We start from the raw sequence: 21,277 nt of genomic DNA, 5'->3' as shown, positions 1-21,277 counted from the left end.
TTCATCTAGTCATCAGGTCAAGCGACTCGCAAAGGCGAGGGAGAGCAGGTGTTGCGGTGCCGGCGAATCGCCGGCACCGGGGTGACCTGCGGAAATGGGGTTGCGGTGGAGGCGATTCGCCACCGCCAGCGTGACCTGTGGAAACGGCGTTTGTGGTGCCGCCGATTCGGCGGGACCGACGCGACCTGCGAAAACGCCAGTTACGGTGATGTCGATTCGGCACCACCGCCGTGACCTGCGCAAACGTCAGTTTGGCGCGAATCACGCCGGCCGTGGACGTCTTCGATCGCGGTTCGAATCATCTCGACGCCAGACTCCACCCTTCGACGATGCGCCGGCCTACCGCCTCCTGTCAAGCCTCGAATCGCAGCCAATTTAGCGACTCGTGTCAGATCGTGACAGGTATGGACATTCAGCTGCATCCACACACATTCAGAACTCGAGTCCCGGCACCGAGGTCGGCGGCGTCGGCGGGTTCGCGGGCGCAGGCAGGGGCGTCCTCGCTGGACGTCGTCGACCGATGTACCGCGGCGGCGCCTTCGGCCCGAACCTGTCGATCGCCTCGGCTGCTGCGGCGCGGGCGTGGGTGGGTCCGAGGTCGGCACGTTCGCGACCGAACACGTCGACCCACTGCTGGCGCGCTTCCTCGACCGATCCGGCGACGAGGTGGGCGACGTTGCGCTCCCGGCCCCGGGTCATGCCGACGTAGGCCGAGGCCGCGCCGGTGTGCTCGCCGACGAGGACGTGCGAGACCGGCACGGTCGAGCCCTGCGCGCCGTACGCGGTGGTGGCGTAGGCGAGCTCGACGTGACGGTGCACGTACTCCCGCGGCAGGACGCGCCGACCGGTTGCACCGCGGACGGTGAGGCCTGCGCTGTCGCAGGCGAGCACGGTCCAGGTCTCGCGGTTGGCGACATCAACGGCGTGGTCGTTGCGCCTTGTCGCGATCGTGTCGCCGACACCGATCCGCTCACCCGAGGACGTGATGATGCCGTCGGTGACCTCGCCGTTGTCCCGCAGTATGCGGTGAGCCAGCGCGTTGATCCTCGCGACCTGCTCACGGGTGTCGGCCACCACGAGGTCGCCGCAGGTGGCCCGGGCGGTCAGGGCCGCTTGGCGCTCGACGTCGCTGGGGTGCAGGACGATCTCGCCACGACGCAGCAGCTCGTCGAACACCTCGCCGGGCTTCTCGCCGGTGCGCATCCGCAGCGAGAGCGAGGCATAGGCGGGATCGGCGAAGCGGCGGACGCCGTCGAGTTGGGTGACCCGATTCGGCGCGTAGCGGACGGCGAGGTCAAGGACGCCGCCGCGACCGACGGCGGGGAGCTGGTGCCGATCGCCCACGAGCAGGACCGTGGCCCGGGACTCGTCGGCGAGGCAGAAGAGGGCGCGAGCGGTGTCCTGGTCGAGCATCCCCGCCTCGTCGACCACCAGCACGTCACGGGGATTCAGCCGGGCCGACGGGAGGGGTTCGGCTGGCCGGCGGGTCCACCGGCCGTCCTCGTCCCAGCGGTAGCCGTGTTGGTGCAGCAGCCACGCGACGGACTGGGCGACGGTGCCGACCTCGGTCGCGGCGACCTGGGCTGCCCTGCGGGTCGGGCTGACCAGCAGCATTCGGTGACCCTGCGCCTCGACGGCCTGTCGCGTCGCGGCCAGTCGGGAGGTCTTGCCCGCGCCCGCCGCACCTTCGACGACCGTGATCGTCTGCGCCTCCGCACGACGGGTGATTCGGTCGACGATCTCGTGCTCGACGGCGAGCACCTCGCTCGAGGTCAGGGTGCGCACGTGCTCAGGAGTGTCGGTGCGATCGAGCAGGGGACGGGAGGCGGTAACGACGCGTTCGGTCAGGTCCTCGGCCAACTCACGCCGCACGGTCGCGTCGATGACTCCGCCCGTGGCGGCGATCAACTGCTCGACCTCGCCGCGCGCATCGGCGGAGTTCCACGCCGACCTCCGGGCACCCAACCGCACCAGCGCGACCCTGACCAGGGCGGCGCGGTTTAGCGCCCCGGGCCGCAGCAGCTGCGGGGGCATCGTCGGAGGGTGGTGCCTCGCGCACCCGAGCTCATGGAGCTCGTCGACCCAGCGCTCGCGCAGCGCCTCACCGGAGGTCGGCACGACCTTGTCCGGGCGAGCATCCGCCCAGGCGCGCCGATCCCACGCCTGCCGCAGGATCGGCCCGGGTTGCTCGCCCGGATGGTCCGAGCGCCACTGGGCCTCGTAGGTGTCGATGTTGGACTCGATCTGCCGCGCCCGCGCGCTGAACGCCCCGACGTAGGACGCGAGCTCGCGGACCTCGCCGGACTCGGGGTCGAGACTCAGTCCGTGCGTGGCCAACGCGTCCCGGAACGAGGGGTGGGTCATGACGGCGGCGTGACCGATCCCGTTGATCGCGTCGAGGCTGTCGCGCACACCGACGGTGTGCAGGCCCCGCCACGTGCCCGCGGCGAACACGCGCGCGTTGATCTGGAGGTGCAGGTGACGGTGGGGGTCGCCGGCCCGGGAGGTGAAGTGGCGGATGACAGCGGCCTCGATCTGCTCGACCGGCGCCTGCACCTGGCGGCCCCGCGGACCAACCCGCGTCGTCGCATGGGAGGCGAGCCAGCCAATGATCTCCTCGGCCGCGGCCAGTTGGGCTGCGTCGTAGGCCGCGGCGACCTCGGGGTGCAGGGCGGCAGCGAGCGACCACGTCTTCGGTCCGTTGACCGTGACCTCGACGAACCGCACGGCCTGGTCGTCGTTCCGCAGTCGCCCCTTCGGCTTGTCGGTCTCGACCTCGACTCCAGCGACCCACCGCTCGTAGGTCGGACCGTCCATGTCCGGCCGCCGGTCGAGGCCGTCCGCGCTGACTACGAACCGCATCGCGAGGCCGCTGCCCTCAGCCAGGTAGTAGTCATCGGCGCGCGACCGATCCGCCTCGACGTAGTGCCGCGCCGCTGCCGCTGACCCTCGGTAGATCTTCACTCCACCGTGCACTTGAACCGCCCCGTCGACAACCATCAACAACCGCTGAATCATTGGAAAGTAGGGCTGAAGAGTCTTTGCCCCTACGAACTTTCGTAGCATGCGTGCCGCCTGTTGGGGAGGCCGAGGAGCCCGATGCGACGGCGAAATCCTGACCCGTCAACGACCGTCGACGGAGGTTGGGTGCGGACGTACTCGCGCATGTCCCAAACTCAGACGAAGGTGACCTCGTCGTCGCTAGGCTCGGGCGATGAGCGAAGCGATCCGCCCGGCAGAGTTGATGCGGAAGTCTGTGATCAGCGAGGAACTCTCCGGTAAATTCTTCGTTCCCTCGTATCAGCGCGGCTATCGGTGGGGCGAGTCCGAAGTGGTCAAACTCCTCGATGACATCAAGACCAGCGTCGTGGATGTTGTCAGTCCCCGGAGTTACTACCTGCAGCCCATCGTGGTGATGAGACGCGAGTCCGAGGGCGATTGGGAACTGATCGACGGCCAACAGAGGTTGACGACGCTGTTTCTGATCCTCAAGTGCATTCGCGACAACGGGTGGCTGCCGGGCGCCAATGTCAATTACGAGATCTCGTATGAGACGCGCCCGAACAGTCGTACTTACCTACAGTCGGAGCCACTCGATCCCGAACTGCGGCACGAGAACATCGACTTCCACCACATCTACTCGGCCTACCAAGCGATCGACGCATGGTTCAGGAGCCAGCCGGACCAGCAGCAAGCAGCAATCGACATCCGCACCGCACTGGCGAAACACGTCTACGTGCTCTGGTACGAGGCCCCGCAGGGCACGGACCGGAACGAGTTGTTCCGGCGACTCAACGTGGGTCGAATTCCGCTAACCGACGCTGAACTAATCAAGGCACAGATTCTCTCTGGACTCGGAGACAGTGGGAATAAAGCCGAGCGGCAGGAGCAGGTTGCGGTTCAATGGGACGCCTTCGAGCGTGAGTTGCGTGATTCCGAGTTGTGGGCGTTCATTACCGGGTCCAACGAGGAATGGCCCACGCACATGGACCTGATCTTCCGGGCCATGGCCGGTAGCGCCGAAGGGAACGAATCGATTCGATATTGGGTGTTCGAAGAACTGCGGCCCAGGATCGAGAAGTCAGCGAGCGACTTCTGGCGCGATGTTGTGCGTATGCACGGGACCATCGTCGGGTGGTTCCACGACCACGAGCTCTACCATCACGTGGGTTACCTGGTTGCGACCGGAGACAAGTACGAGTTCGAGCGCATCGTGGAACTCGCTGACGGACGAACTAATCGAGAATTCCGGCGAGGGTTGGTCGAACGCGTCAGGGACCGGATCGGGCCCCGCACGCGCACAGACCTTGATGATCTGAATTACGAGCAGCGGCTGAGGGATTGCTCTCGGGTTCTACTTCTGATGAACGTCGCCACCGTCCTCAAGCGCGATAACGAGAACGACAGGTTCTCCTTCCGCGCCCACGCCAATGGAGATTGGAGTGTCGAGCACATCCACGCTCAGAGTGCCGCGGCGCTGAACCGCGAAGTTCAGTGGCGGACCTGGCTCTCGTCGCACAAACGGGGGCTTGAGGCCCTTTCGCATGATGCGTCAATTAGCAACAGCGAACTCATCGAGAAGATTGACGACGTCTTGGCGGCATCCGAACTCAAACGAGAAGTCTTCAGACATCTCGAGGACGAGATCCTCGCTGCTTTCGCTGACGCGAGTGATTCGGCGCTTGGCGATGACGTGCATCTTCTGCCGAATCTCGCGCTTCTCGACAGGGGCCACAACAGCGCGTTAGGAAACTCCGTGTTCGAGGTGAAACGCCAGGCAATTCTCCGACTTGATCGGGAGGGAGACTACATCCCGCCCTGCACCCGGAACGTCTTCCTCAAGTACTACACGAGTGATGCAGATCAGCAGATCCACCTGTGGGGGCCTCAAGACAGACATGCGTATTACGACGCCATGCGTGAGGTGCTCGAGCCCTATCTCGTTCCAGAAGAACAGGAGGGAGTGACCTCATGAGGGGATTCCCCACGACTTACACGTCACTCTTCGAAACCTCCGACGGAGACCGGCCCACCATCACAGGTATCGAGATCCCGATCATTCAACGTGACTATGCACAAGGTCGCCGCGACAGCGAGACGACCGTGATCAGACGGGACTTCCTGAGCGTTTTGATTCGTGCCCTCACAACGGCCGAGTCGGTGGCGCTCGACTTCGTCTATGGGGAGGTTGAAAATGGAACGCTCAAGCCTCTCGACGGTCAGCAACGCTTGACTACGCTGTTCCTGCTCCACTGGTACGTGGGCTCCAGAGCGGGGACTGTGGACTCAGAGCAATCCTGGACGCACTTCCGGTACACGACTCGGTTGAGCGCTGAGTACTTCTGTCGTGAACTTGTCGCTAACCCGTGGACGCACGACGACGGTGTTCCCGTGGACTGGATCACGGATCAGAGCTGGTACTTGTTCCCGTGGCGCACCGACCCGACGATCCAAGCGATGCTCGTGATGATCGCGTCGATCCATGAGCGACTGTCGGAAGAAGCGCACGACTTCCGGGCGATCTGGGAGCGACTTGCCTCGCCGGACAGCGAAGCCATCTCGTTCCTGTTCCTCCCGATCGAGGACATGGAGTCGGGCGATGACCTCTACATCAAGATGAATTCAAGGGGTAAACCGCTCACCGAGTTCGAAGTGTTCAAGGCGCGTCTCGAGAAGGTGCTGGAGCCGACAGATCGCCACAAGGAACTTACTGAGAAGTTCGACCGTCAATGGTCCGACCTGCTCTGGCACTACGACGACGGTGATTGCTCCATCGACACCGAGTTCATGCACTATCTCGCGTTCATCATCGACGTCTGTGAATGGCGCCGAGGATCCACTCGAAGTACAGGCTCGCTCTTGGAACGAGCTGAACGGCTTTTCGTGGGGTCGGATGAATCATCCGAAAGCGACCGCGCGTTTCTCTTCTTCGCCTTCGACACGTGGGTCAGCGGTGAACCTCGAGATGATGTGCCTGATCGCCTACTCGGTGAGCTTTTCTCCGTTGCTGGTAGCGCCAACGCGGGACTCCGGCTTTTCGAGTCTCAACACGCGAACTTGTTCGGGGCTTGTTTACGAGGTTACGGAAGCAACCAATTTTCGCTGGCGGAAACGCTTCTGCTCTTCGGAGTGCTCGTCTTTCGTCAGGCGTGCACGGATGAGCCGATGGAGGTCCTGGTTAAGCGCCTCCGCTCGCTTCGCAACCTCGCCGAATCGGCGCCCAACCAAGTGCAGAGTGCCTACATGCCCGAACTCGTCGAGGCGACTACGCGCCTCATGCGTGACGGAGAATTGGACGGGCTCAAGAGGTTCAGCCAGACGTGGATCGATGACGAGAAGGAAAAGTGGAACCTGCTGCATCGTCACCCGGAACTGACGACATCGGTTCACGCGTTGGAAGACCACCCGCTGCTCAGGGGGCGACTTCTCGCTTTCGAGTTGGACCCTTCGAGCATCGAGCGTCATAGCGGTGCGTTTCGGAAGGCGACGGCCGGGGACGCCCTGGAGACATTCGCCTCGGCGCTTCTCGCCAAAGGCGACTACTCCCGAGCAGTGTCGTCTGCGAAGCGTCAATTTGGTGTCCGTGGGCAGCGTTCTGACGGAGGTTCGTGGAGGGATGTGTTGACGCTCGGAACCCGGGAGACGAATGGACGCCTTCGCACCGCGCTGGGCACTCTCCTCGACGACGTTGCAGGCAGTGATGCTCCGGCATCGAAGTCGTTGAGACGCGTGGCGGATCGGTGGCTCCTGACACAGGAATCCGAACGGACGTTCAACTGGCGCTGTTATTTCGTGCGCTACTGGAGCATGCTCGACTCGCCTCGGGGGAATTACGTCGGCGACTTCGGATCGACCGAAGGGCCGGCCAATTACGACATAGACATGCTGCACGGCGGGGACTACCGGTCGTCGTTCACCGACCCGTATCTCCTGGCGATCTGGACGGAGTCTGGACGACCCGGAGGTCTACACAAGCCAGACTTCCGAAGCTGGGACTACACCGGGAATGAGCAAGCGATGATTCTTGCCGAGTCTGGCCTGGGTGTTCGCAACATTGATGTCGGGTTCGAAATCGTCTTGCCCGAGGAGTCGGTCCAGGCCGAAGCAGCAACGGCCCTTCTTGCGCCATTCGGGCTGGAGAGCGATGGACGACTTCGTGTGAGTCAAGACGACCGAGGCATCGATACTGAAGACCGGGTACAGAAGGGCGTTCAAATCGTCCGGGCACTTCTCGATCACGGACTTTGAATGACAGTCGAGCTTGGCCGGATCCCGTTCCCGGTCGATCCTCTATGAGGAACGGCAGAGTTTCAAGATCCGTGGTCGGTCGTGCTTACGACGGAACTGTGCGCAGGCTCGCCTTCCGTTTCCGCACGGGACGGGTCCGGCCAAGGAGACACTTGGTCGGTGAGTGAACGTATGCCGCCGGCCGGATCGCAAGCAGCGACGGGCGCGACCCTGTCGCACGAAGCTAACGATCGACGATCCGGCGCGAGGGTTCGCTGGCCTTGGATTCTTGCGGTGGTCGTGGCGCTCGCGGTGGGCGCCGCGTACGGGATCACGACGGTGCCCGAGAAGTTCGGCCTCGACTTTGGCGCGGCCGACAAGGATGGTGACGGCCTCACGGACAAGGTCGAACGATCTGGATGGATCACTCGGGACGGGAATGAATACCGCACCGATCCCAGCAAAGCCGACACCGACGGTGACGGACTCACCGATGGGGACGAGGCAGGTGAGTTGGTCTCGGGCTCGTCCGCCACGGCCGGCGTCGTCGGGACCAAAACCGATGGTGCGGCCGACTCGAACCAGAACCTGTACGTCGGCTACTCCAATCCACTTCTCGCCGACACTGATGGCGACGGGCTCGATGATGCCGCGGAGGCGGATCTGAGCCTCGATCCGTTTAACCGGGACACCGACGACGACGAGATCGAGGACGGGCCAGAGGTCCAAGTCATCGGCACCGCTCCCGATGTTGCCGACACCGATGGTGACGGATTCGACGATGGTTACGAGGACGCCAATCGGGAGAAGCAAGGTCTGAACCCGCTGTCTGCTGACGTCAAGGTGAGCAAGTGGACCTACGCAGGCGACTACGCCAAGGGCTCCCTTGCCGGTGACCTCTGGCGAGAGGACTCGATGGCGTGGCTGGCTGGAAACCTCACCTCAGGGGCTTCCAGCTCCATTCCCATCATCGGGACTGTTGTCGGTGGCGTCACGGACGTGCGCGATGCGATTGGATCCGCCATCCACGCCGACTGGGTGGGCTCTGGTTTCAGCGTGGTCGGTGCGATTCCAGGCGGCGATGCTGTCGCGATTCCCGGCAAGACGGCCAAGTTCGTTGCTCGAAACCCCGAGCTGGCTGCTGTGGTGGCGGCGAGCATCGCCGCGCTGCCCAAGGTCTCGGACGAGATCAAGTTCAAGGCGGTCAAAGCGGCCACCCCAGGGGCGAACGATCTGGTGGGCGCTGGCGCCAGCAAGAGTGCGCTCCTGCAGCTGTCGAAAGGCAGAACGGACCTTGATCGCGTCGCAGCCGTCACTGAGCGCTCGGGATACGTCAAGGGCACCTCATCGACTTTCCTCCCGACGAAGGCATCGAAATTGAAGCCAGGACCGGCGGGTGAGAGGGCGCTCGAGGATGAGCTCCGCAAGCGAGGTGCGGACATCAACACGCAGGTCGTCGCGAAGACCAAGGGTTGCCTCGAGGTCTGCAATGCCCTGTACCGACGCTTCGACGTCGTGTCCAAGGGGATCGCCCATGAGGCGAAGGTCGGAAACGTCCCGTGGAGTCCGGCTGTTGCGAAGCAGATCCAGTCGGATGCCCACCTGATCAAGACGGGGGAGATCAAGGGCGCCCATTGGCACTTCTATCCAAGCGCCGGCTCCAACACGCTCGGGGCGGACCTCAGGGTCTTCGATCTCCTGGACGAGCTAGGGATCCCGTTCACCATCCACATGCCCAAGTAAAGCGTCGTTGGGGTGTCGGATCGCCCGCGCGCGCGCCGAGCGCTTGAGGTACGTTCCCGCCATGGCGAAATACCCCAGGGTCCGTGAGCAGCACATTGCAGTGTTCGGTGAGAGCGGCTCGGGAAAGACCGTCTTGGTCTCCTCGTTTTACGGGCCTGCGCAGGCCGGCGCGAAATCGAACGACCTGTGGGACTTGGTTGCCGACGAAACAGGTCAGGGCAACCGGCTCCTCCAGAACTACCTCGGCATGAGGGACGACACGAAAGCGCCGCTCGCGACGCGATTCGAGTCCACGACGTACTACTTCTCGTTGAAGCTCAAGACTGGCGACAACCCCGCTTCGAAGAAGCGCGCGTTCGACACGTTGCGCCTCGCGTGGCACGACTATCCGGGGGAGTGGTTCGAGGAATCGCCTTCGAGCGAGGAGGAGGCGAACCGACGCATCGACACCTTCAGATCGCTGTTGCGTTCCGACGTCGCACTGTTCCTGGTCGACGGTCAGAAGCTCCTGGACTACGAAGGACAAGAAGAGCGGTACCTGACGTCGCTCCTGGCCAACTTCCGCCAGGGGGTACTACGGCTTAAAGACGATCTTCTGGCCGACGAGGATCGTCTAACGGAATTCCCCCGCATCTGGGTGTTGGCGCTCTCGAAGGCCGACCTCCTCCCCGAATGGACTGTCCAGACGTTCCGCGACCTCGTCATCCTCAAGGCCAACAACGAGGTCGACAGACTGCGCGAAGCGATCCAGGGCGTAGTGGAGACCCCTGGTGCGCTGTCCATCGGTGAGGACTTCATGCTCCTGTCCTCGGCCAAGTTCGAACTATCGCCTGCCGACTCCTTGCCCGTGGACATCGATGTGACCCAGCAGGTCGGACTCGATCTGATCCTGCCGGTCGCTTCGGTGCTTCCGCTCGAGCGACGCGTCCAATGGAGCGAGCGCATGGAGATTCCGCGGAAGGTGCTCGACTCGCTGGCCGACGGAGCGGAGTTCTTGGCTGCGGCTCTGGTGGGCGGGAAGCTTCTGAAGGCCGACAAACTGGTGGCCAAGGTCCCCAAGGTCGGTCCCTTCGCCAAAGTCGCTCTGCCCGCATTGATCGTCGCGGTCAAGATGAGCGAGTCGCAATTGCGTGAGATCAATGCGACCGCTCGCGAGAAGCACGACTACCTCACGGCGATGCTGACCCAGTTCAAGTTGGACCTTGACCGGGCCGTCACGGACAAGCTGTTCATCCGGAGCCTCAAGTGACCCTTGTCGCCGAAACCGACGGGTGGCTCATCTGGGCCACCCGAGGTCGCACGTGGGGGTTCCGCTTCCTCCTCGACGGTGGGTTGATCGATCCGTTATCAGAGTACGACCGCGTCTTCGCCGGCCACTCAGATGAGCCTGCGCTCTGTCATCGAGCTGACGCGTCAGTGGCGTTGCGGTTCCTCGACCCCGAGAATCGGCGAGACACGGTGGGTCGGCTCATTCCGCACGAGTTCGTCGTCATGGGCAACCACGCCGACGAGATCACGTCGGTCGAGGACGGGTTGAGTCGGGTCTGGCCAATCGTGTCTGACTTCTATGCACGTATCTGGGACGCCGAAGGCCGGCCCGCGTAGCCGGAACCGGTCAATACACTTGCGCTGTGTCCGACGAACTCTCACTTTTCGGCGACGAACCAGCCACGCCTGAGCCGGCAGAGCAGCGACTCGCACCCATCAGCGACTGGCAGGTCGAGTTGCTGCGCAAGGCACTCGATTCCCGAGGCCTCACAGAGATGGCCGAACGTCAGAAGACGATCGAAACTGCTGCGGGGCGCGCCGTCGAATCCCTGCGATCGCTCAGCAACGAAGAAGCCCTGCAGCTTCTTTCCCGACTCGGGTCACAGCCACCCGCCCCGCGAACCGTCACGTCCGCGTGGGACGACCGCGACGAGGACACCTGGATCGACCGACTCTGAGGTGCGAAACTGCAAAGGCAGACCCGATCAGCGCCTCCGGCCACAGACGAGGGGACGTACAGCCCTCTACAACGACGACTTCGCGCGGTCTCGGCATCAGACTTCGATGGGGTCAGGAAACGCTTGTGAAAACGTCTCCGTGGTTCGGGCGGCGAGCTATGGACTCAGCAGCGACGTGAGGGTTCGCAGCTCATCCCGGATCTCCTCCAGGACGTGTACGACGTCCCAGAGGTCTTTCGAAAACCCTTCAACTCCATTGATGTCCGTGATTGCATCGACGACAGCTTGCAGATCGGCCATTCGTGCTTCCTCAACTCGTAGTGGTTCGCAAAAGTCGTTCGCGCTCCGCAGCGACGACTTCGCGCGCGATTTCCGCATCGGAAATGTCGAACGCTTCAGGTGCGCTATCCGCGGTCTCCGATACGCGCGCGAAGTCGGCGAACAGTTCGCTTTTCCTCGCCAGGATCTGCGTAATCCTTCGGTCGACGCCCTCTTCGGACAACAGCCGATGAACCTGAACCGACTCGAGTTGACCCATGCGTCGCGAGCGCGCGATGGCTTGCCACTCCGTAGTCGGCTTGAGCTGTGGCTCGACTATGACCACGACGGAGGCGGCCTGGATGTTGAGTCCGACACCTCCGGCAACGATCTGAGAAACAAGCACGGCGCCGTGTGATGCGGCCGAGAACTCATCCACCATCTGCTGGCGCTTCGCTGCGGGAACGGATCCCGTGAGCGGCCCAAAGACCTTGCCCGGAAGGGTTGCCGCGATGTCTTCCAGTGCATCGCGGAAATGCGAGAAGACCAACACTTTCCGTTCGTTGTCTTCGGCTTCTTCCACGATCTCGACCAGTCGCTGCATCTTCTGGGACTTGCCGCCAGCGCGCATTGCGGCCTGGCGCATGCCCATGAAGTTCCCATCCACGACTGCTGCTCGGTAGTGCTCGTAGTCCGACGATGAGAGCGGCATCCACTCGTCCACTTCCACAAGATCGGGAAGCTCGGTGAGGACATCCTCTTGGTTCCGGCGGAGGTAGGCCGGGGCGACCTGCTTGCGGAACTGACGCGGAGCGAACTCCGTCGCGTTGACGGCGAGGTCGGGCCGGAGGTAACCGACGAGGTTGCGGAATTCCTCGATTCGGTTCTCCAACGGCGTACCGGTGAGGAGAATCGCACGTTCTGCTTGTTCGATGAGGGCACGTGAGCGGCGGGTCCGCTTGGCGTCGGGGTTCTTGATGTAGTGCGCCTCATCGAAGACGACGCACGCGGTTTTGGCCCGTTCGGGGATCTGTCCGTCGAGCCAGGTCAGGCTGTCGTAGGTGGTGATCGCCACCCCGCCGCCACGGATCCACGCAGTGAGCGCGCCATCGCGCCCCGGTCCGTGAAGACGGTGGGCGCGCAATTTGGACTTGTCGGTCACCTCGCGCATCCAGTTCGTCACGACGGCGGCTGGGCACACGACGAGGAAGTGGTGGGCGCCCTTGGCGCGGAGGTGCGTGAGGACGGCGAGTGCTTCGACCGTCTTTCCAAGTCCCATCTCGTCGCCGATGATGACCTTGCGCTGTACGACCGCGAAGCGCGCGGCGAACGACTGATAACCGCGGAGCGAAGCGTCGAGGTAGGACATCTCAAGCTTGAGATCGCGAATCGCTTCGAGGATCTCTTCGGGCAGATCGCCTTGGCTGGCCTGGTCGTCGTCGGGCAGGAAGCCAAGCTCAGAAAGCATGGCGTAGAAGTCGGCGGGCCGAGCCAGGAAGTCATCCCACGGGTCCTTCGTCGAAGGACCCTTTTCGCCGGAGATCAACGCGGCGCGTCTCGCGATGGTATCGATTGCTGCGCGAAGTTCCGCGGCAGGCCGTGAGTCGGCCTTGACCACCACGTGAGTGGTCTTGGGGTCGAGGGAGCTCAACAGGAGGCGTATGTCATTTGCGGCCGCGAGATCGTCCGTCGCGGTCTGGATTGACCGGGCGGCCTCCCAGCTCCGCATGGCCGAGAGGAGCTCCGCGGTCACCTGCGTGCGGTTCTTAATGTCGATTCGCACAGGCATCTCATCGAGGCTGGTCTGCCAGATCGTCCGGGCAGCGCCAATCATGCGGCGGCCGGTTGTCTCACCGACTCCCGGTAGCGACTCGATGAGGGACTCGCGTTCGAGGACTTCGAGGACCGTCCCGATGCCGGCGGCAGTCAGAGCATTGATTCGTACTTGACCGCTTGTCGCGTCCTTCAGTCGCTCAACCGGAATGTCAGCCACCATGGAGCGGGCCTCCGTCAGTCGAACGGCATTGGCAGCGGTGGTGACGGCGGACCTGAACTCGTGCTCCTGATCGAGAGCACGGTCGATCGTCCGGATAGAACGGTAGGCAGAGTCCAGGTCTGTCTGCGTTAGCAATTCGGGCGCCACGCCGAAGAGCCTTCTGAGACCAGCAGCGTCATCAAGAACGTTCTCGGGTGGGTACTTCTTGGACGACTTGGTCCGACTCTCGAGCGCTCCCAGCTCCATGGTCAAGTCTTCGCGAGTCAGTTCATCGTGAAGCTGAGTAAGGGAGTCCGCCGCCAGGACGCCGGCTTCCTTTTGGTCCCGTCCCGCGAACATCCGGCGCGCACCAACAGCGGCCTTCGCGTCGGCGAGGAACTTCGACGTCTCATCGCTGGTCACCCGTTTGACCGCACGTTGCATCGGCGAGGACAGCTTCGGGAGCGCGTGCGCGCGTGCACAGGCGGCAAGGATTTCGCCGTCTGAAGGCGTGAGTCCGACGGTCCGCCAGGAAGGCTTCTTGCCAGATGGGATGTGAGTGAATCGTGCTGAGAGCTCGGCCGTGGCATCGGCCGCGGCAGTCATGATGCGCTGCCGTTCATCGAGGACCTTCGCGAGTCGGTCGACCCAATCCTTGACGTCCTTGACTACGGCTTTGGCGCGCCGACGTTCTTCTCGGTCCATGTCCCCTGCTGACTCGATGCTGGTGACTGCGAAGATAGGTGATGCGTCCCGGCGAGTTACGAGGAACCCCAAATTCGTCAGCGTCTTCGCTTAACGTGCGTGAGTTGGCAATCAGGAGGTCGAGACGTGCAGCTGGAAGAGCTGAAGCCCGGGTTGCGGGTGGAAGGTTTGATCCCTTCGGATGTCATCACCGTGGTTTTCGCGCAGTGGCACGGTAGCGACGCCGTCGAGTTGACCTACAAGAACGGCGCGGGTGCGCTCGGTCAACAGGTTGTGTTCCGCAAGGACCAAGACGGGCTGAGTGTCGCCCAAAGCGGCAGCCGAGCCTTCGACGCAAAGGCGAGCGACTTCAAGCTGGTCGCCGAGGCTCAGAGAATTTCGCTCGCCGGACTCTTCGACCCAATGCTCGCGGTCGCCACGAGTGACGTGCAGCCTCTCCCGCACCAGATCCGCGCCGTCTACGGCGAGCTGTTGCCGCGCACGCCGCTCCGATTCCTGCTCGCGGACGACCCTGGCGCCGGCAAGACGATCATGGCGGGGCTCTACATCAAGGAGTTGCTGCTTCGTGACGACGTGAAGCAGTGTCTGATCATCGCCCCTGGTGGTCTCGTCGAGCAGTGGCAGGACGAGCTCTTCTTCAAGTTCGGTCTCCGGTTCGACCTGCTGACCAATCAACTCATCGATGCCCAGGCGAACTTCAACGTCTTCGAGACCAACCCGTTGCTGATCGCGCGGATGGACCAGCTCTCCCGCAATGAGCAGCTTCAAGCGCAGCTCAAGGAGACGGAGTGGGACCTGATCATCGTCGACGAGGCGCACCGGATGGGTGCGCACTACTTCGGCGGCAAACTCAACAAGACCAAGAGGTTCCTCTTGGGAGAGATGCTCGGTGAGATCACCCGTCATCTGCTGCTGATGACCGCGACTCCTCACTCGGGCAAGGAAGACGACTTTCAAGCCTTCCTGACCCTGCTCGATCGTGACCGGTTCGAGGGCAAGCGAACAAAGAGCGTTGACGTGAGTGGCGTCATGCGCCGGATGGTTAAGGAAGACCTCCTGACTTTCGAGGGGAAGAAGCTCTTCCCCGAGCGCATCGCCGAGACCGTCCCGTACGAGCTCACCGCGATTGAGTACGACCTCTACGAGGACGTCACCCATTACGTCCGCGAGGGGATGAACCGTGCCGACCGCATCGGTGGCAAGCGCAAGAACACGGTCGGCTTCGCACTCACGGTGCTCCAACGACGTCTCGCGTCCAGCCCTGAGGCGATCTACAAGAGCCTCGTTCGCCGTTCCGAGCGCCTTGAGCGCAAGAAACTCGAGATACAGAACGGCACCTACCGCGAGACCGAGCCCACCTTCGACGTCAGCGACATCGACGAGGACGAGTTCAACGCAGAAGAGTTGGAACAGCTTGAGGAAGACGTGATGGATGCGGCCACTGCCGCCCAAACGGTTGAGGAACTCAACGCCGAACTCATCGAACTTGCAGATCTGATCAAGACCGCCAGGCGCGTCCGTGAAGCCGGTACCGACCGCAAGTGGACTGAACTTTCGAAGATTCTCCAGGACAACGCGCTGATCACTGACAGGAACGGCTGGCCGCGGAAGTTCATCATCTTCACCGAGCACCGGGACACCCTGGACTACCTCCAGAGCAAGATCGGCTCGCTCATCGGCAGGCCCGATGCCGTCCGTGCGATCCACGGTGGTGTGCGTCGCGCCGAGCGCCGTCAGATCGTCGAGGAGTTCACCAAGAACCGCGACTGTCAGATCCTCTTGGCCACGGACGCAGCGGGTGAGGGTCTCAACCTCCAAGCCGCCCATCTCATGGTCAACTACGACCTCCCGTGGAACCCGAACCGCATCGAGCAACGATTCGGCCGCGTCCACCGCATCGGACAAGAAGAGGTTTGCCGCCTCTGGAACTTGGTCGCAGCCAACACTCGCGAGGGTGAGGTTTTCACACGCTTGCTGGAGAAGCTAGACCAAATGCGCCAGACCTACGGTGGCAAGGTCTTCGACGTCCTCGGCGAGGCCTTCAACGACACGCCCCTGCGCAATCTTCTCCTTGACGCCATCCAGTACGGCGAACGCCCCGATGTGAAGGCCAAGATGCATGAGGTCATCGATGCCTCCATCGGTGAGGGGCTCAAGGATCTCCTTGATGAACGTGCCCTTGCCACCGAGCATCTCGCCGACGCCGACCTCCACGCGTTGCGGGCCGCCATGGATGAAGCTCGGGCCCGCCGACTTCAGCCGTACTACATCGAACTGGCCTTCAAGGCAGCGTTCACCAAGCTGGGTGGACGCATCGTGAAGCGTGAGCAGGGTCGCTATGAGATCGCGAACGTGCCGCAACACATTCGCTCCGCCGGCACAGGACCGATTGCCACCAAGTACGACCGAGTCACCTTCGATCTGACCCGCGTACAGCCAGGTGACCTGAGTCGAGCCGACCTCCTCGCACCTGGGCACCCGCTCCACGACGCGGTGATGGGAGAAGCCATCCGCAACTTCGGTGGGGCCCTCAACCAGGGCACCGTGCTCGTCTCGTCGACTTTGGAGGAGCCCCAGCTCCTCGTTGGGGTCGTCGAAGAGGTTGCCGACGCGACCGGTGACTCCGTCTCCCGCCGGTTCGGCTATGCCTACGTCGATGAGTTCGGCACAGTCAGCCCCGCGGGCCCGGCGCCATACCTCGATTGCGTGGCCGCACCTGCCGGTCCTGCAGTCGACGCCGCACGCAGCTTGGTCTGGCTGGGCGACGCCGAGGACAGGGCAATGAGTTGGATCATTGCGAACCAGCTTCCGGAATATCTCGAGGAGGTTCAACCACGCCGCCTCGCGGAGCTCGAGAAGGCACGTGACTTGGTGACAAAGCGGCTCAGTTCCGAAAGCGAGCGCCTGCTGTTGGACGCTGCCGTCGCGTCCGAGAAGGAGCAAAAAGGCGAGAAGGCCAAGGAGTCGTCCGACAGTCTCAACCGCAAGGCTGTCGAACTCGATGCACGTCTCCGCAAGCGTCTTACTCTGCTCGACCAGCAGCAACTCATGTCGACGAAGCCGCCGCACATTGTGACGGCCGCCTTGGTCCTCCCTGTCGGGATGCTTGAAGACGCGATCCCTGCCACCGCGCCCATGCACGCCAAGGAGACTAAGGAAGTCGAGCGCCGCGGAGTCGACCTTGTCCTGGCGCGCGAGCGCGAACTCGGTCGCAAGCCTGTCGAGCAAGCGTTCAACAACCCTGGCTTCGACATCCTCTCGACCGATGCGAACGGCGACACGTACCGGATCGAGGTCAAGGCCCGCATTGACGGCGCCAAGGACTTCTTCGTGACCCACAACGAAGTGATGACCGGCAAGAACGCCGTGCCTCGCTACCGGCTCGCGCTCGTACGAGTCGATCCGCGGGGCTCGCAGCACGACGAGGTCCGCTATCTAGGCGACCCGTTCTCCACCACTGACCTTGGCGACTTTGAGGCCACGGGCATCCGGGGTGACTGGGCCAAGACGTGGGCGAAGGGAACGGAGCCGTTCTAATTCGGTGGACCACGGGCCCCCGTTCCACCGAATGAGTCGGGAACGACCGGTAAGTTCATGTAAACATCACGCGTCGCGTTAGCGGCGAGGTTCGCCCGTCATCTCGGGCACGGAGGGTCGAGGAACTAGTGCACAAGCGCAAGCTGATCGAGGTGGCGTTGCCGCTTGAGGCGATCAACCGCGAGTCCGCTCACGAGAAGTCGGTTCCGCGGAAGGGTCATCCAGCCACGCTGCACCTCTGGTGGGCCCGACGGCCGTTGGCTGCGGCGCGTGCCGTGCTTTTCGCTCAGTTGGTTGACGATCCCAGTTCAGATCCAGAGCGGTTTCCGACGGAGGAGCTGCAGCGGCTTGAGCGCGAGCGCCTCCATGCGCTGATGGCGCGTATGGCTAAGTGGGAGAACACGGGCGATCAGGTTCTTATGCGCGAGGCGCATGACGAGATCATCCGCTCCACCGGTGGCCGAATTCCGGAGGTGATCGACCCGTTTGCGGGAGGGGGGAGCATCCCCCTCGAGGCGCAACGTCTGGGCTTGCCGTCGAATGCTTCCGACCTCAATCCGGTTCCGGTGCTCATCAACAAGGCGCTGATTGAGTTGCCGCCCAAGTTCACGTCCAAGCCGCCGATCTTTCCGGGCCTGGCGGACTCTCAGATCCGGTCGTGGGTCGGCCCGGCCGGGCTCGCAGCGGACGTTCGCGCCTACGGCCAGTGGATGCGAGACGCTGCGGCGGAGCAGATCGGTCACCTCTATCCAAACGTCGGGGGGAAGACCGTCGTCGGGTGGATCTGGGCGCGCTCGGTTGACTGTCCAAACCCTGCCTGTGGCGTTGAAGTCCCTCTGATCAAGTCCTGGTGGCTCGGCAAAAAGAAAGGTCGCGAGACATTCGTCGAGCCCAAGGTGGTAGGGGACTCTACGCACCGTTCCGGGCTGCGTGTCGACTTTGAGATCCGCGTCTCCAAAGCGGGTCCCAGTATCCCCGGCACCATGGCCGGCAAACTGGGTGCGACGTGCATCGCGTGCGAAGCGAACATCCCAACCGACTTCATCAAGTCAGAGGGCTTGGCTGGGCGCCTCGGTCAGAAGCTGATGGCGATCGTCGCCGAAGGCCAACGACGACGCGACTACTACTCACCGGATGCCGAGCAGTCCGCGGCGGCGTTGGTGGACCGACCCAACGACGTTCCCACACAAGAACTGAGCCACGATCCACGCAATCTATGGACGCCGCAATACGGACTCGCCTCGTTCGCGGATCTGTTCACCGCCCGTCAGCTTGTCGCCCTCACGACGTTCTCGGATCTGGTTGCCGAAGCGCGGAAGAAGGTCATAAGCGATGGTGGTGCGCCGGAGTACGCGGACGCCGTGGTTACGTATCTGGCCTTCGCCGTATCGAAGCTCGCCGACTGGAGCTCGAGTATCTGTGGGTGGATTCCAGTCATCGAAGGCGTTACTCACACGTTTGCGAAGCAGGCGATCCCCATGACGTGGGACTTTGTGGAGATCAACCCGTTTTCATCGTCCGTGGGTAACTTCCTCTCACACATTGAGTGGGTGGCCCGCTCTGTTGACATGGCGCCCACGAGTGCGACTGGCAGCGCCAAGCAGGAGGACGCGCGAGTCGCGGACTTCGCGGGCAAGGTCATCAGTACCGACCCGCCCTACTACGCGAACATCGATTACGCATCGCTCGCGGACTTCTTCTACGTGTGGCTCCGGCGATCACTTCGGAACGTCTACCCAGACCTTCTCGGAACCCTCCTCACCCCAAAGGCTTCGGAACTTGTTGCCAACCCGTACCGGCATGGCGGAGCTGACCAAGCGAAGGACTTCTTCGAGAAGGGTTTCCGTGAGGTCTTCGCGCGTGCCCGCGCGGAGGCGTCGCCCGAGTTCCCGATGACCGTCTACTACGCGTACCGAGAGCCGGCCAGTCGCGCCAAAGGAAAGACTTCTTCGGGCTGGGAGACCCTCTTAGAGGGAATGATTCGGTCTGGATGGGCAATCACGTCAACCTGGCCAGTCAGAAGCGAACGCGAGGCGCGCTCTATCGGCCAAGGGACAAATGCCCTGGCGTCGTCGATCGTGTTGTCGCTGCGTCCGCGCCCGGACGACGCTTCGACCACGGACCGCCGTGGCTTCATCGGCGCGCTTGAGGCGGAGTTGCCTGCGGCGCTTCGAAGCCTGCAACAGGGCCAGGTTGCGCCCGTCGACCTCCCGCAGGCTGCAATCGGGCCCGGCATGGCTGTGTTCAGCCGTTATGGAGCGGTGCTGGAACCAGACGGCAGCAAGATGACGGTCCGCGCCGCGCTGGAGCGCATCAACGAAATCCTTGACCAGGTGCTCAACGAGCAAGAGGGCGACTTCGACGCAACTTCGAGGTTCGCGCTGGGGTGGTATCGACAGCACGGCTACGGAGTGGGCAAGTTTGGTGACGCCGACAATCTCGCGCGGGCCCGAAACACGAGCGTCGACATTATGGACCGAGACCAGATTCTCTCGAGTCGCGCCGGCAACGTTCAGTTGATCGCTCCGTCGGAGTTGTCATGGACGTACGACGTCGTGAAGGACGCACATACCAGCAACTGGGAGGCGTTGCACCACCTCATCAAGGTGCTGGAACGCGACGGCATCGCGCCTGCGGGTGACTTCCTCCAGGCTGCGCTGAGCCGCTCCGATGCTGCGGTCGACGCTGACTTGGTGAAGGAGTTGGCACATCTACTCTTCCGTGTTGCGGAGGGCAACGGTTGGACCAAGGACGCGCTCAGCTTCAACAACCTGGTCACCAGTTGGCCAGAGATTCTCGAAGTTGCTCGCTCCGCGAAGAAGCACACTCAGGCGCAGGACGCGTTCGACTTTGACGACTTGGAGGAGTGAGTCGCGATGGTTGCGCAGCAAGCACGCATTCTCGACGATAGGGCAAAGGACACAACGACAAGGATCCGTCGCGATCACCGCAACGGAATAGAGCCACATGAGGAGACGCTGACTCAGAACTTCGTCAGCGACTACGTGGCTCGGGTACGCAGATCGAAGATGCGAGCGCAGGCGAACGAGTTCACCAAACGTCAGGAAGCCCAACTTTTCGGGGCAGATATCGCCCTGTGGTTTGTCAACGCAGCAGGGCAGTTCGCGGGCATCTACCTTCAAGCCAAGGTGCTTCGCCGAGACGCCAGTTACCGCGGTCTCGATCACAGCAATCGTTGGGGACCGCAGAATCAGACGCTGATTCACGCCGGCAACCGTGATGGCGTCCTCGCCGGGTACGCGTTCTACAACGGACTCAGCGGCGCGCAGCCTGCTCAGTCGGTTTGCGGCCACGGAACTGGGGCTCCCGATATCAACGGCATCAACATCGCCAGCGCGACGTTGATGACGCCATACCTCAAGCGACGCGTTGCCCGAACCGAAATTGAGGCGTTGTGCTCGCCGCTCAGCTGTCTCGTCAGACACGGGGATGGCGGAGGTCCTGCGGGTGGTGCCGGCTCGACTGGCGCGGGGGGTGGCGGAGGTCCTGCTTACGGTTCAGGCGGTGGCGACTTGCGTGGCACCGGAGATGGTGCGGATTCTCCTGCGGGCGATCTCCCTGCGGCTCTTCTTGGACTTACGCAGTCGTGGGAGCAACCCGAGGCCCGTCTGATGGAGCGCGAAGAAGTGCCCGGGTATGTGAACCAGCTCGCGGAGACACTCGACCAAATCTCGGACGACACGCCCTTCGATGAGGACCTTGGCTACATCAGTGACCCAGATGACTGGTGGTTCCTCCGAGGCGGGGCCGGGCGCGTGCGCTGGTCCGACGTCAATCCCTTCTTCACAGCAGTGCTCGTCGGGCCGGGTGAGCAATGAGAGATTTGCGATCCCAGTTCGCGTCAGAATCCATCGTTAGGGTGAAA

Annotated in this window: 11 protein-coding genes; 9 read left to right on the top strand and 2 right to left on the bottom strand. The window is 62.9% G+C overall.

Annotated features, from left to right (window positions below; translation table 11 throughout):
• Positions 1-432 precede the first annotated feature (432 nt).
• Positions 433-2,964: a MobF family relaxase gene (gene mobF, locus ACY1JX_RS06505; RefSeq protein ID WP_462565611.1), complete on the bottom strand. Its 2,532-nt coding sequence runs from the start codon at positions 2,962-2,964 to the stop codon at positions 433-435.
• 250 nt (positions 2,965-3,214) lie between these two features.
• Between mobF and ACY1JX_RS06500 the strand changes: the two genes are divergently transcribed.
• The 6 genes from ACY1JX_RS06500 (at position 3,215) to ACY1JX_RS06475 (ending at position 10,916) form a co-directional block, all read left to right on the top strand.
• Positions 3,215-4,975 (top strand): DUF262 domain-containing protein, encoded by a 1,761-nt coding sequence (locus ACY1JX_RS06500; RefSeq protein WP_462565610.1) that lies wholly within the window; start codon positions 3,215-3,217, stop codon positions 4,973-4,975.
• Positions 4,972-7,248 (top strand): DUF262 domain-containing protein, encoded by a 2,277-nt coding sequence (locus ACY1JX_RS06495; RefSeq protein ID WP_462565609.1) that lies wholly within the window; start codon positions 4,972-4,974, stop codon positions 7,246-7,248. The genes ACY1JX_RS06500 and ACY1JX_RS06495 overlap by 4 nt, the downstream gene beginning before the upstream one ends.
• Positions 7,249-7,407: 159 nt before the next feature.
• On the top strand, positions 7,408-8,970 hold the full coding sequence (locus ACY1JX_RS06490; protein ID WP_462565608.1) for a hypothetical protein: 1,563 nt from the start codon (positions 7,408-7,410) through the stop codon (positions 8,968-8,970).
• Positions 8,971-9,031: 61 nt separating this feature from the next.
• Positions 9,032-10,219 carry a TRAFAC clade GTPase domain-containing protein gene (locus ACY1JX_RS06485; RefSeq protein WP_462565607.1) on the top strand — a complete coding sequence of 396 codons (1,188 nt, stop codon included), beginning with the start codon at positions 9,032-9,034 and terminating at the stop codon, positions 10,217-10,219.
• The gene (locus ACY1JX_RS06480) at positions 10,216-10,575 is read left to right on the top strand and encodes a hypothetical protein (protein ID WP_462565606.1); all 360 of its coding nucleotides are present in this window, start codon (positions 10,216-10,218) and stop codon (positions 10,573-10,575) included. The genes ACY1JX_RS06485 and ACY1JX_RS06480 overlap by 4 nt, the downstream gene beginning before the upstream one ends.
• 26 nt (positions 10,576-10,601) lie before the next feature.
• A complete protein-coding gene (locus tag ACY1JX_RS06475; protein WP_462565605.1) occupies positions 10,602-10,916 on the top strand; it encodes a hypothetical protein in 315 nt (104 codons plus the stop codon).
• 310 nt (positions 10,917-11,226) lie between these two features.
• On the opposite strand, the gene ACY1JX_RS06470 is transcribed toward ACY1JX_RS06475, so the two are convergent.
• Positions 11,227-13,854 carry a DEAD/DEAH box helicase gene (locus ACY1JX_RS06470; RefSeq protein ID WP_462565604.1) on the bottom strand — a complete coding sequence of 876 codons (2,628 nt, stop codon included), beginning with the start codon at positions 13,852-13,854 and terminating at the stop codon, positions 11,227-11,229.
• A gap of 126 nt (positions 13,855-13,980) precedes the next feature.
• On the opposite strand from ACY1JX_RS06470, the gene ACY1JX_RS06465 reads away from it, so the two are divergent.
• The 3 genes from ACY1JX_RS06465 to ACY1JX_RS06455 all read left to right on the top strand — a co-directional run bounded on the left by ACY1JX_RS06465 (position 13,981) and on the right by ACY1JX_RS06455 (position 21,230).
• Complete coding sequence (locus ACY1JX_RS06465; protein WP_462565603.1) at positions 13,981-17,391, top strand: helicase-related protein; 3,411 nt, start codon at positions 13,981-13,983, stop codon at positions 17,389-17,391.
• 128 nt (positions 17,392-17,519) lie between these two features.
• Positions 17,520-20,261 (top strand): DUF1156 domain-containing protein, encoded by a 2,742-nt coding sequence (locus ACY1JX_RS06460; RefSeq protein WP_462565602.1) that lies wholly within the window; start codon positions 17,520-17,522, stop codon positions 20,259-20,261.
• Between the two features lie 6 nt (positions 20,262-20,267).
• Positions 20,268-21,230, top strand: coding sequence for a DUF6615 family protein (locus tag ACY1JX_RS06455; protein WP_462565601.1), 963 nt, complete (start codon positions 20,268-20,270; stop codon positions 21,228-21,230).
• The last annotated feature ends 47 nt before the right edge of the window (positions 21,231-21,277 follow it).

This window comes from Aeromicrobium sp. JP4, assembly GCF_054957925.1.
Note: the sequence above shows the minus strand (reverse complement) of the source record. Positions and strands in the feature narration are given on the sequence as shown.